The sequence below is a fragment of the Solwaraspora sp. WMMA2056 genome, assembly GCF_030345095.1.
GTDB lineage: Bacteria > Actinomycetota > Actinomycetes > Mycobacteriales > Micromonosporaceae > Micromonospora_E.
Genome location: NZ_CP128360.1, coordinates 5,899,701 through 5,912,010 on the forward strand (window position 1 = coordinate 5,899,701; position 12,310 = coordinate 5,912,010).

8 protein-coding genes and 2 pseudogenes are annotated in these 12,310 nt (G+C 71.9%); 3 read left to right on the plus strand and 7 right to left on the minus strand.

Annotation, left to right across the window (positions count from 1 at the left end):
- Positions 1-19 precede the first annotated feature (19 nt).
- Positions 20-673, minus strand: a complete 654-nt coding sequence (locus tag O7608_RS26720) for a Uma2 family endonuclease (protein ID WP_289207196.1) — start codon at positions 671-673, stop codon at positions 20-22.
- Between the two features lie 130 nt (positions 674-803).
- Here O7608_RS26720 and O7608_RS26725 point away from each other — a divergent pair.
- Positions 804-1,631, plus strand: a pseudogene (locus tag O7608_RS26725) (YhjD/YihY/BrkB family envelope integrity protein); the annotation flags it as partial.
- Here the strand turns inward: O7608_RS26725 and O7608_RS26730 are convergent.
- A complete protein-coding gene (locus O7608_RS26730; RefSeq protein WP_289207197.1) occupies positions 1,597-3,831 on the minus strand; it encodes an MMPL family transporter in 2,235 nt (744 codons plus the stop codon). The pseudogene O7608_RS26725 and the gene O7608_RS26730 sit on opposite strands and share 35 nt — an antisense overlap.
- A 54-nt stretch (positions 3,832-3,885) precedes the next feature.
- On the opposite strand from O7608_RS26730, the gene O7608_RS26735 reads away from it, so the two are divergent.
- Positions 3,886-5,526: a phytoene desaturase family protein gene (locus O7608_RS26735; RefSeq protein WP_289207198.1), complete on the plus strand. Its 1,641-nt coding sequence runs from the start codon at positions 3,886-3,888 to the stop codon at positions 5,524-5,526.
- Positions 5,527-5,575: 49 nt separating this feature from the next.
- On the opposite strand, the gene O7608_RS26740 is transcribed toward O7608_RS26735, so the two are convergent.
- Positions 5,576-7,174 carry a Rieske 2Fe-2S domain-containing protein gene (locus O7608_RS26740; protein WP_289207199.1) on the minus strand — a complete coding sequence of 533 codons (1,599 nt, stop codon included), beginning with the start codon at positions 7,172-7,174 and terminating at the stop codon, positions 5,576-5,578.
- Positions 7,175-7,469: 295 nt separating this feature from the next.
- Here O7608_RS26740 and O7608_RS32215 point away from each other — a divergent pair.
- Positions 7,470-7,574: pseudogene (locus O7608_RS32215) on the plus strand (DUF2631 domain-containing protein); the annotation flags it as partial.
- A 124-nt stretch (positions 7,575-7,698) separates the two neighbouring features.
- On the opposite strand, the gene O7608_RS26750 reads toward O7608_RS32215, so the two are convergent.
- The 4 genes from O7608_RS26750 to frr form a co-directional block, all read right to left on the minus strand.
- Entirely contained in the window at positions 7,699-8,976 is a 1,278-nt protein-coding gene (locus tag O7608_RS26750) for a DivIVA domain-containing protein (protein WP_289207201.1), read from the minus strand.
- 35 nt (positions 8,977-9,011) lie between these two features.
- A complete protein-coding gene (rlmN, locus tag O7608_RS26755; protein WP_289207202.1) occupies positions 9,012-10,142 on the minus strand; it encodes a dual-specificity RNA methyltransferase RlmN in 1,131 nt (376 codons plus the stop codon).
- A 136-nt stretch (positions 10,143-10,278) separates the two neighbouring features.
- Entirely contained in the window at positions 10,279-11,688 is a 1,410-nt protein-coding gene (locus O7608_RS26760; RefSeq protein ID WP_289207203.1) for a phosphatidate cytidylyltransferase, read from the minus strand.
- Positions 11,688-12,245 carry a ribosome recycling factor gene (gene frr / locus O7608_RS26765; protein WP_289207204.1) on the minus strand — a complete coding sequence of 186 codons (558 nt, stop codon included), beginning with the start codon at positions 12,243-12,245 and terminating at the stop codon, positions 11,688-11,690. Before frr ends, O7608_RS26760 begins: the two co-directional genes overlap by 1 nt.
- Between the last annotated feature and the right edge of the window lie 65 nt (positions 12,246-12,310).

The following is a 12,310-nucleotide window of genomic DNA, read 5'->3' on the forward strand; positions in this document are numbered from 1 at the left end:
CGGGGAGGCTGTCACCGCCTCATTCTGTCGCAGCCTCGTCCAACAGCTCCGCCGGGTCGATCGAGAACTCGAACGGCTCCTTCATCACGAACAGGGTGCCGGCGGCGGCCGCCGCCACCGGGCGGTACTCCCCGTCGCTCAGCTCGTGCAACGCCAACGCCGGCACCCGGTTGCGGAGGTCGACGCGCAGGAACCACGGAACCCCGGCTGCGGCGTACTGCCGGGGCCGGTCGATCACGTCCTTGCGCCGGTTGCTCTTGGAAACGATCTCGCCGAGCAGCACCGCCTCCGAGATACGCATGGATACCTGCCCGCTCCCGGATGTGCGGAGCACCGCGATGTCCGGAATGAACAGGTCGTCGCCCGAAACGATGTTCACTTCGTGATAGAGCCAGAGCTTGGCCCGACGCGCTGCCTGCTTCAACAGGTACGCCAGATCCAGCTCGATCGTCTGATGGTCGTACCCGGCATGTGGTGTCACGATCACGCTCCCGCTGAGGACCTCGACCTTGGGACCATTGGTCTCCGGCAACAGGTCAAGGGCGAGCTGCGCGGTCCACGGCTCGTCGAAATCCCCGAGTACGTCGAACGACGGCTCGCGCGGTGGCTCCGGATCGCTCGCGAACGCCGGCAGCGCCATCGGGCTCACCCCTTCCCGCGGGACATGATGCACCGACCAGCGTAACCGTGCCGGCCCGCCACGGCGGGACACCGGGCCATGTCACCAACCCGACGGTCGACGTGACCGGGCCCGCATCTGGTCACGGGAGTGACGGTTGCCCCGGTGGGGAAAGCTAGGGCCCATGGTCAGCAGAGGTCGCCGGATGATCCGGGCTGCGTTCCGGCCGCTGCGCGGGCGGGACCTGTCTCTGCACGCCGCCTCGATCACCTTCTTCGGGGCGATCGCGGTGGTGCCGGTGGCGCTGCTGGCGATCTGGCTGACCGGACTGTTCGCCGGGGCGGGGCGGGTCCGCCGACTCACCGACCCGGCGATCGCCACCCTGCCCGGTCAGATCGGTGCCGACCGGGCCGCCGCCGCGCTGATCGACGCCGGACTGCACCTGACCCCGGCACTGGCGTTGGCCGCCCTGCTACCCGCCTCGCTGTACGGCGAGGGGCTGCGCCGGGCATTCGTGTCGGTGGCGCCGCCGCCGGAGCCGGCCGGTGCCCTGGTCGGCTGGCGCGGGCGAATCCTGCTGCTGCCGTTGCTCGGTGCCGCACCGGCGCTGATGCTGCTGGTGCTGCTGGCGCTGCCGTCGGCCGCCGAGCTGTTCGCCCGGGGCGGCTGGGCGGGCGCGCTCGGCGTGATCGTGTCGTTCCTGGCCGTCTGGCTGGGGCTGAGCCCGGTGCTGGTCTGGGTGTTCCGGATCGTCGGCCCCGGCAAGCCGGACTGGTTGGCCACCGTCGCGGTCGGGTCGTTCACCGCCGCCAACCTCTCCGGCTTCCTGCACGGCTTCATCCTGTTCTGCTCGCTTCCGCTGGACCTGGGTCTGCCGTTCGGCGGGCTCGAGCAGGTCGGGGCGGCGGTCGCGGTGCTGCTCTGGCTCTACCTGCTGCACGTGATCGTGCTGGCCGGCTACTCCGCGACGCTGGCGTTCAGCCGCTGGCGTCGCCGCCGCCACCCGTCGGGCCCACCGACACCAGCTGCGGCTGCGCCGGGGTCTCGTGCAGACCGAAACGACGGTACAGCCGGCCCAGCGGACCCGGCGCCCACCAGTTCCACCGCCCCAGCAGCCGCATCGTCGCCGGCACCAGCAACACCCGGACCAGGGTCGCGTCCACGACGATCGCCACGATCATCCCGACGCCGATCAGCTTGATGAACGAGATGCCGCCGGTGGCGAAGCCGGCGACGACCACGATCAGCAGCAGCGCGGCGGCGGTGATGATCCGCCCGGTGTGCTGCAGGCCGGCGGCGACCGACGCGGTGTTGTCGCCGGTGCGGTCCCACTCCTCGCGCACCCGCGACAGCAGGAACACCTCGTAGTCGGTGGCCAGCCCGAACAGCACGGCGAGCATCAGAATCGGGTTGGTCGGGTCGATGAACCCGGTCGGGGTGAACCCGAGCCAGTCGGCGAAGTGCCCGTCCTGGAAGACCCAGACCACCACGCCGAACGACGCACCGATCGACACCAGGTTCATCAGCACCGCCTTGACCGGCAGCACCACCGACCCGAACGCCAGGAACAGCAGCACCATGGTGGCGGTCGCCATCAGCAGCGCCATCCACGGCAGGTAGCGGCCGAGGCTGTCGAGCATGTCGATGTCGGCGGCGGTCCGGCCGCCGACGAGCACCTCGGCACCGGCCGGCGGGGGCAGGTCACGGATGGCGCGGACCAGTTCCTCGGCGTCGTCGCCGGTGGGTTCGCCGACGTAGCTGACCCGGATCAGCGCCGAGGCGTCGCGTACCGCCGCGATCTGCGCCCCGGTCGCGCCCGGCAGCGTGGCGATCTCGTCGGCGAAGGCCTGCGCCACGTCGGGCCCGGCGCCGGAGACCAGCACCTCGACCGGGCCGACGCTGGCGCCCTCGGGAAAGTCCTCGGCGAGGGTCTCGGCGACCACCCGGGACTCGGCTCCGGCCGGCAGCACCCGCTCGTCGAAGCCGCCGAACTCGGCCCGGGCGAACGGGGTGGCCAGCAGCAGCAGGCCGACCACCACGACGGTGGCGTAGCGCACCGGGCGGCGCATCACGCTGCGGGCGATCCGCGCCCAGGCTCCGACGGTGGCCGGGTCAGCCGCCGTACCCGGGGCCGCCGTCGCGCGCGGACCCGCCGTCGCCGCCGGGTCGGTGCGCCGGCGGCGCCACGGCAGCGGTACGGCGAGTGCGTTGATCCGGGGGCCGAGCACCGCCAACAGGGCCGGCAGGGCGGTCACCGAGGCGAGCATGGCGACCAGCACGGCGGCCATCCCGCCGAACCCGATCCCGGTCAGGAACGGCTGCGGGAAGATCAACAGGCTGACCAGCGACGTACCGATGATCAGCCCGGAGACCGCGACGGTACGCCCGGCGGTGGCCACGGTGCGTACCAGCGCCGCCTCGGTCGGATGCCCGGCGGCCAGCTCCTCGCGGAACCTGCTGACCACGAACAGGGCGTAGTCGATCGCCATGCCCAGCCCGATCAGGGTGATCACGTTGATCGCGAACACCGACACCTCGGTGACCAGGGTCAACGCCCGGACCGCGACGAACGCGCCAAGAATGGCGAGCACCCCGACCAGCAGCGGCATCGACGCCGCCACCAACCCACCGAAGATGAGCACCAGCAGCACCAGCAGGATCGGCATGGCGATCAGCTCGGCCCGGGTGATGTCCCGGATGGTCTGCTCGTTGGCGTGGTCGAGGAACGGCACCGGGCCGCCGGCCTGCGTGGTCAGCCCGGGTGCGTCCAGCAGCGGCCGGATCTCGTCGTACCCGGCGGTCCTGGCGTCCTCGTCGGCGCCGGCGAGCTGCACCAGCGCGTAGGTGGCCCGCCGGTCGGTGGCGACCAGCGCCGGCGACTGCGTGTCGTAGAAGCTGGTGACGCTGGTCACCTCGGGATGCGCGGCCAGGTCGTCGAGGGTCGCGGTGACCGCCTGCCGGAACGCCGGATCGTCGACCGTGGCGGTGTCGCTGCGGTAGAGCACCAGGACGTCGACGGCCTGGTTGCCCAGTTCGGCCTCGATCCGCTCCTGGGCCCGGGTCGACTCGGCGTCCGGGTCGGCGAACCCGCCACCGGAGACCGCGCCGAACAGGCCGAGCCCCCAGGTCGCGCCCACGACGACCAGCAGCCCCGCCGCCGCCAGCACCACCCACCGCAACCGGACCACGGTCCGTCCCCACCATGCGAACACGGCTCGACTATCGCAGGCCCATCATGGACGCCGCACGGGGACTAGGGTCGACACATGGGTACGTCACAACTTCCGGCGGGCGCGTCCGGCCCGGCGGGCGACACCGCGCTACCGGCCCACGCCGACGTGGTCGTCGTCGGGGCCGGGCACAACGGGCTGGTCTCGGCGATCCTGCTGTCCCGCGCCGGGCTGGACGTGCTGGTGCTGGAGGCGGCCGACGTCGTCGGCGGCGCGACCCGCACCGAGCAGCCGTTCCCGAAGGTGCCGGGGCTGCGGCACTCCACCGGGTCGTACCTGCTCGGGCTGATGCCGCCGGAGCTGCTGGCCACCCTCGACGTGACCATCCCGGTGCTGCGCCGCGACCCGCACTACTTCCTGCCCACCCCGGGTGGGCCCGGGTCGCCGTACCTGCTGTTCGGCGCCGACCGGGCCGCGACCCGGGCGCAGATGGCCGCCACCTTCTCCCCTGCCGACGTCGCCGCCGACGACGCGATGCAGGCCGAACTGGCCGCGCTGCGCGACGACCTCGCGCCGGCCTGGCTGGCCGAGCCGCTGCCGGTGGAGCAGACCGCCGACCGCTACGTCCGCCCGGCGCTGCGGCAGGTCTTCGTCGACCTGGTGCGCGGCTCGGTCGCCGACTACCTGGCCCGCTTCGCGTTCCGCTCCGAACTGCTGGTCGCCATGTACGCGGTCACCGACGGGCTCAGCGGGCTGACCGCCGGCCCGGACGACCCCGGTACCGGCCACAACTTCCTGGTCCACAACATGTGCCGGCTGCCCGGCGCCGACGGCACCTGGATGATCGCCGCCGGTGGGATGGGCACCGTGTCACGGACCTTCGCCGACGCCGCACGGGCCGCCGGGGCGCGGATCGTCACCGGCGCACCGGTCACCGGGATCACCGTGACCAACGGTGCCGTCGACGGGGTCGTCGTCGGCGACGGCCGGGCGGTGACCGCCGAGGTGGTGCTCGGCGCCTGTGACCCGTACCGGCTGCTGGAGCTGGCCCCCGACGGTGCCGTGCCGGCGGAGCTGACCGACCGGATCGCGGCCACCCGCCGCCCCGGCAGCACCTTGAAGGTCAACCTGGCGCTGCGCGACCTGCCCCGGTTCAGTTGCCTGCCCGCCCACGCGCCGAGCCCGTTCGGGGCCACGATCCACCTGCTGCCCGGCTCGGCGTCGCTGCTGCCCGACGGCGGGGGCACCTCGCCGATGACCGCGCTGCGGGCGATGTGGGCCGACGTACGGGCCGGCCGGCTGCCCGCCGAGCCGACCATCGAGTGGTACCTGCACACCACCGTCGACCCGTCGCTGCGCGACCCCGCCGGGCACCACTCCTCGGCGTTGTTCGTCCAGTCTGTGCCGTGGCAGCCGGCGGGTTCGTCGTGGTCGACCGAGCTACCCGGGTACGTGGACCAACTGTTGGCGATCTGCGACCGGTACGCCCCCGGCGCCAGCGCGCTGGTCGCCGACGCGGTACCGCTGGCCCCGCCCGGCATCGAGGCCCACTTCGGCATCACCGGCGGGCACATCCACCACGTCGACAACACCGTGTCGTTCACCGACCGGATGCCGTACGCCACCGGGCTGCCCGGCCTGTACGCGGGCAGCGCCGGCACCCACCCGGCCGGCAGTGTGATCGGTGCCGCCGGGCACAACGCGGCCCGACGGATCCTCGCCGACCTGGGGCGGTGAGGCCGGCTCCGGCCCGCTTGGCGCCGGCGTCAGTCCTGCGCGTGCCGGGTCAGGCCTGCGCCGCCGGTTGGCCCACCGGTGCGTCGGCCGGCGTCTCCTCGGGTGCCGGGGTGCCGGCACGGCGGGCCCGGACCTCGTGCCCGACGCTGGTCAGGCAGCGTCCGCTGGGCAGGTCGAAGCGCCAGCCGTGCAGCTGGCAGGTGAGCTGGTCGCCGTCGACGATGCCGAACCGGGTCAGGTCGGCCTTCAGGTGCGGACAGCGCCGCTGCACGATCCAGTCGCCGAGCTTGATGTCCTCGGCGTCCGGGCGCTGCTCGGCGTACCAACCCTCGGCGTACTGCAGCCGCTCCGTGGACAGGCACTTGAAGAACGCGTAGACGAACTCGTTGTACTGGCCGATGCGGGCCGCCGAGAAACGGCAGGAGAGGAAGAGCGAGTTGACCCAGTCCACCTCACCGATGTGCAGCAGGTGCTCCACCAACGCCCGTTCGGTACGGAACCGGTAGCGGACCTTCTCGTCGGCGTACGGGCGGACCTGCTTGCCGGGAAAGTCGACGACGATCGACTCGACCGACTCGCCGTCGTAGCCGACCAGGTCGAACCGGACCGGCCCGCCGACGCCCTTGGCCAGGTAGACCGACTCTTCCAGCAGCGGCTCGATGCGGCGCTTCATCTCGCCCAGTACGTCGATCTCCGGGTGGCGCCAGGACGCCTTCTCGGCCTCGATGACCGGCCGCTTGCGCTCACGCATCTCGACCAGGTGGGCCTGCTTGCCGGCGAAGAACTCCTCGACCGGCTGCGGATGGGTGGCCCGGCAGTCGTCGGCGGTCACCTCGGCGACCGAACCGGGCAGCAGCACCACCGCGTTCGTCCCGCCGACCTTGGCATACTCGGTCAGGAAGACCTGCTGGTCGGGGAAGATGTTGCCCTCGTCGCCGTGGATGTCGTTGAACTGCCACAGCTCGTCGTCGAGGAAGCACGGCGGCCCGGCGATCGGAAAGACGTACGACGCCTTCAGGTCGTCGATGTAGCGCCAGGTCCGGTCGAACTGGCGTTCCCGCTTCTGCTTGCCGAACGCGGACTTCGCGGCGGCCGGCAGCTCGTAGACCATCGGATACCAGATGGCACCGGAGAACTGCAGCATGTGGGCGTGCACGTGGCCGAGGGCCGCGAACGTCGACAGGTCGGTGGGGCGCGCGTCGTTCTGGTTGAGCAGCCGGATGCCGTCGTGCTCGACCCAGAGCGACGAGTCACCGATCGGGCCGTCGGTGGGGCTGGTCAGCGCCTGGATCATGATGTTCAGCCCGCCGTCGAGCTCGACGACCTCGTTGCTCTTCGTCCGCAGGAAGCTGGTGAAGCCCAGCTCCCGCAGCTCGTCCTCCAGCTCCGAGGTCGGGTACTCCGGCAGCAGCACGGTCGCCTTCTTCGAGACGAAGCGCTTGAGGTGCGCCGCGTCGAAGTGGTCCCGGTGCAGGTGGGACACGTACAGGTAGTCGACCTGGCCGAGGGACTCCCAGTCGAGCTGGGAGTTGTCCGGGAAGGGGAACCACGAGGCGAAGTAGGCCGGATTGACCCACGGGTCGCACAGGATGCTGCCCGCGGCCGTGTCGATCCGCATGCTGGCGTGCCCGGTACCCGTCACTCGCACCGCACAGACCCCCTCGGTCACAGAAATGGGTGTACGCCCGAACGCTACCGGAGTCCGTCGGCGCACCGGTCGGCGACGCCCGGATCGCCGTACGGTCGAAGCCCTCACCTGGGGTGCGCGGTGGTATGCCGGGCGGGGTGCGGCGGTACGCCGGGCGGGGTCGTGCCAGACTGGTCGGGTTCCGAACGAGTGAGCGGGTTCCGCTCGTAAAGGAGGACCAGCCGTGGCCGGAACCGAGCCGGTGACCTCGCCCGATCAGCACAAGCCGGGCCACCGAAAGCTGGGGCGCATCGGCGCCGTCGTCTCAGCGTTGGCGCTGCTGTCGATGCTGATCGGCAACCACGACGGCCGGGTGGAGGACATCTGGCTGATCGCCCTGGCCGTCGGACTGCTCGCCATCGTCGTCGGCGACACCGTGCTGCGGCGCAACGGTCTGCGGTCCTGACCCGTCCCCGCCAGCGTTGACCGTCCCCCGCCAGCGCTGACCGCCGGGCCCGGTCAGACCGGGCCCGGCGGATGGCAGGTCAGCGACCCCGGTGCAGGATGTCCTGCACCTCCTTGAGCGCCGCGTCGACCTCAGCCTCGAAGTAGCCGCCCGTCACCAGGCCGAACTGCATGGTGTCGAGGTCCGTGGTGTTCACCGGCATCGGCCCACGCCCCGCCATCGCGGTCAGGATGTCCTCGAACAGCCGGTCCACCTGCATCGGGTCGTAGCCGCTGCCGAACCTACGCACCTGGAAGGTCCGTCGGATCTGGTCGACCCGCTGCAGATCACCGCCGCCGCCGGCCGGCGGTCCACCGGGTGGGGTGCCCAGACCAGGCTGACCCGGCCCGCCCGGGTACCCGCCGACGCCGGGGTAGCCGCCCGTCGCGTGGTGGCCACCGCCACCCGGGTGACCGGCCGCACCGGGATGTCCACCGAATCCCGCGCCTGCGGGCCCCGGCATCCCCGGACCACCGTCACGTGGACCGGGGCCACCGTCACGCGGACCGAAACCGCCGTCACGCGGACCGAAACCGCCGTCACGCGGACCGAAACCGCCGTCACGCGGGCCGGGGCCACCGTCTCGCGGGCCCGGACCGCCCGGGCCGGGCATCCCGCCAGGGCCCGGCATCGGCCCGGGGAGCTGCGGGTGCCCACCGGTCGGCGGGCCGGCCGGACCCGACCGCCGGTCCGGGAAGTAGATCTCTGCCGTCATGTCGGCCTTGCCGTGGCGTCCCTGTTCGAACCCGTCGAACCGGCCTTCCGGGCCCGGCCCGAAGCCCCGGTGCGGACCAGCGGGAACCGGTGTGGCCGGCGGTCCGCCGGGGCCGCCACCGGGCGGCGGGTAACCGCCGGCGCCACGCGGGTCGTCGTAGCGCCCGTAACCGGCTGCGGCGGGCTGCTCCGGATAGCCGCCGCCACCGTACGGGTCGTGCGGTGGCGGAGCCGGCAGGGCGGGCACCGGCCGTGCCGGCAGGGCCGGGGCCGCCGCGGCGACCGGCCGGTCCTCGCGCGGCGGTGGGGCCAGCCGCTCGGGCGGCACGGCGGCAGCACCGGAGCCACGGGCCGCCGCAGGCCGCTCCTCCAACTCGGCCAGTTGTCGTTCGACCCGGTCCAGATGCAGGTCGACCTGCCATTCGTCGTAGCCGTTGAAGCGGACACGGAATACGACGTCGTGCACTTCCTGTGCGGAAACCGGTGATCCGACCGGTTCGCCGGCGAGTGTGGCCTCGACGCGGTCGAGGAAGGCATCCACTTCGTCGACCTTGTAACCCCGACGAAGCGCCTTGCGCCGGAAGCGCTGTCCCTGACTCGCCACTATGTCTCCTGATTCACTCGCTGATCACCGGTAGCTCACGTCGCCGTCTGCGCGGCGGCGAGCTGCCCGCATGCACCGTCGATCTCCCTGCCCCGAGTGTCGCGTACGGTGACCGCGACACCGGCCGCCCGCAACCGGCGGACGAATTCCCGCTCGACCGGCTTCGGGCTGGCATCCCAACGACTGCCGGGAGTCGGATTGAGCGGAATGAGATTCACATGGGCCATCCGACCAGCCAGCAATCGGCCCAGCAGATCCGCCCGCCATGGCTGGTCGTTCACATCCCGGATCATCGCGTATTCGATGGAGACCCGCCGGCCCGTGCGGTCCGCGTAGTCCCACGCGGCGTCGAGGACTTCAGCGACCTTCCACCGTTGGTTGACTGGCACGAGTTCGTCGCGCAGATCATCATCGGGCGCGTGCAACGACAGCGCAAGAGTCACCGAAAGGTCTTCTCCGACGAGTCGGCGCATCGCCGGCACCAGGCCGACCGTGGAGACCGTCACGTGTCGCTGGGACAGCCCGAGACCCTCCGGCGCCGGCGCGCAGAGCCGGCGGACCGCAGCGATCACCCGGCCGTAGTTGGCCAGCGGCTCGCCCATGCCCATGAACACCACGTGCGACAGGCGGGGCGGGGATCCGGTGACCCCGCCACGTGCGGCCACCCCGGCGAGGAAGACCACCTGGTCGACGATCTCCGCGGTGGAGAGGTTACGGGTCAGCCCGGCCTGACCGGTCGCGCAGAACGGGCAGGCCATACCGCAGCCGGCCTGGCTGGAGACGCAGGCGGTGACCCGGTCCGGGTAGCCCATCAGCACGCTCTCCACCAGTGCGCCGTCGTGCAACCGCCACAGCGCCTTGTGCGTCGACCCGTCGTCGCAGCTGCGCTGCCGTACGGCGGTGAGCAGAGTCGGCAGCAGGCGTTCGGTGATCGGCGCACGGGCCGCCGCCGGCAGGTCGGTCATCGCAACGGGATCACGGACCAGCCGGGTGAAGTAGTGGGTGGAGACCTGCCGGGCCCGATAGGCCGGTTGACCGAGCCCGGCCAGCAACGTCTGCCGCTGTGCGAGATCGAGATCAGCCAGGTGCTGGGGTGGCAGGGCCGGACGACCAGCGGGCGTGGCGGTGGTCGTCGGACGGGTCGGGGTCAACGGCAGACTTCTCATGGCAGATCCAGTCTCCCACGATCCCACCGAAATCGGCTCGCCCCGGGGCCCAGATCGGGTCACCCCGACAGTTGAACCCGGACTCGGCGCCTCAGCCAGCGCGGCGACGGCCCGGCGATCGGGCCGGCGGTGCTCGTCAGCCGGCCGGCACGATCAAGGTCAACACGAGATACGAGACCGGCAGTGCCAGCAGGATCGAGTCCAGCCGGTCCATCAACCCGCCGTGTCCGGGCAACAGGTTGCTCATGTCCTTGACCCCGAGATCCCGTTTGATCATCGATTCGCCGAGATCACCCAGGACCGCCGCGATCGACACCGCCACCCCGAACAGGGCACCCCACAGGGGCATCACGTCGAGCAGCAGATAGAGCAGTACGGCGGAACCGGCGGCAGCGGCGGCCACCGAACCGGCGAAGCCCTCCCAGGACTTCTTCGGGCTGATCGTCGGGGCCATCCGGTGCCGGCCGAAGAACACCCCGGCGGCGTACCCGCCGGTGTCGGACAGGATCACCGCCGCGAGCGTGACCAGGATCCGCAGATCGCCGTCGGGACGACTGGCGAGCAACCCGGCGAACCCGCCGAGAAACGGCACGTAGACCGCGATCAGGGTGGCCGTGGCGGCGTCCCGCTGGAAGCCCGGTGGTCCGTCGCCGAGCCGCCAGACCAGCATGGCCAGGATCGTCAGCAGCAGCCCGAGGGCCAACGCGTCCGGCCCGACCTGCCAGGCGAGCACCGCCATCAGCACGCCGCCGGCGAGCAACGGCGGCAGGGGCGGTCGGGCACCGCTACCGCGTACCGCCCGGGTCATCTCCCAGGTGCCGAGGCTGACCGCGGCCACGACGACCGCGAGGAAGGCAGGCCGCCAGACGAACAACGAGGCGAGAACCAGCGCTCCCAGGCCGACCCCGACACCGATGGCCGCCGGAAGGTTGCGCCCGGCCCGGCTCGGCTCCGGTGTACCCGGGCCGGGAGGCGTGGCCGGCTGAGCCGTCGAGCCGGCCGGGGCGGGCTCGCCGACACCGTCGGCACCGGGCCGTGGCTGACGGGTCGGCGTCGAGCGACCGGCCCGGCGACGTCGGACCCCGGCCCGTCGCCGGGCCGCCGATCCCGACTCCGGCTCGCCGTCGGACGGCGCCGGCCCCTCGGTGGCAGGTCTGTCCTCGAACGGCACCGGCTCGTCGGACCACGGCCCAGGTGGCGGCGGCTCACTCGGCGGCCACTGGCCGGACGACGGGTCCGGCGGCCACCTGTCGTGCCCACCGGAGCGCGGGCCGTCGTGCCCGGCGGTCTGCGTACCGTTGAACGACCCGCCGCCGGACCGGTGGTCGGCCACGTAGCCGACCCCGGTGCCGATGTACGGTCCGGCGTGCGGTAGCTCGCCGGTGCCGGTGTACGGACCGGCGGGCCTGCCGTACGGATCGGTCCACTCGACCGCCGGATGGCCGTTGCGCACCTGGCGTGCCGACGAGTCGGGCGCGGCACCGGGGCGCCGCGCCCGAGTTCGCGCATCCGGGTGGTCGCCGCCGGCGGTCTCGGGATAGGACATCAGACCTCGAGCAGCTCGGTTTCCTTGTGCTTGACCAGTTCGTCGACGCTGGAGACGTACCGGTGGGTCAGATCGTCCAGCTCCTTCTCGGCACGGCGTCCATCGTCCTCGCCGGCTTCGCCGTCCTTGACGATGCGGTCCAGCTCTTCCTTGCCCTTGCGCCGGACGTTACGGATCGCCACCTTGGCGTCCTCGCCCTTGCCCCGGGCCACCTTGATCATGTCCCGGCGACGGTCCTCGGTCATCTGCGGCAGCAGGATCCGCAGCTGGTTACCCTCGTTGTTCGGGTTCACGCCCAGGTCCGAGTCCCGGATCGCCTTCTCCATCGCGGCGAGCTGCGACATGTCGTACGGCTTGATGATCGCCATTCGCGGCTCCGGCACCGCGACGGACGCCATCTGGGTGATCGGCGTCGGGGTTCCGTAGTAGTCGAGCACGATCCGGGAGAACATGGCCGGAGTGGCCCGACCGGTACGGATCGCGCCCAGATCCTCCTTGGCGTGCTCGACCGCACGCTCCATCTTCTCCTCCGCTTCGAGCAGAGTCTCCTCGATCACCTGTTCCGTCGCCTCCTTCTGGCTCCCTGTCCTACTGCGTACCGCCGGTCGGCACAGCCCGTGGG

Bases quoted from the DNA above. Each gene is read 5' to 3' on its own strand.
- O7608_RS26735 (WP_289207198.1), top strand. From the start codon at position 3,886: ATGGGTACGTCACAACTTCCGGCGGGCGCGTCCGGCCCGGCGGGCGAC.
- rlmN (WP_289207202.1), bottom strand. From the start codon at position 10,142: ATGAGAAGTCTGCCGTTGACCCCGACCCGTCCGACGACCACCGCCACG.
- O7608_RS26760 (WP_289207203.1), bottom strand. From the start codon at position 11,688: ATGTCCTATCCCGAGACCGCCGGCGGCGACCACCCGGATGCGCGAACT.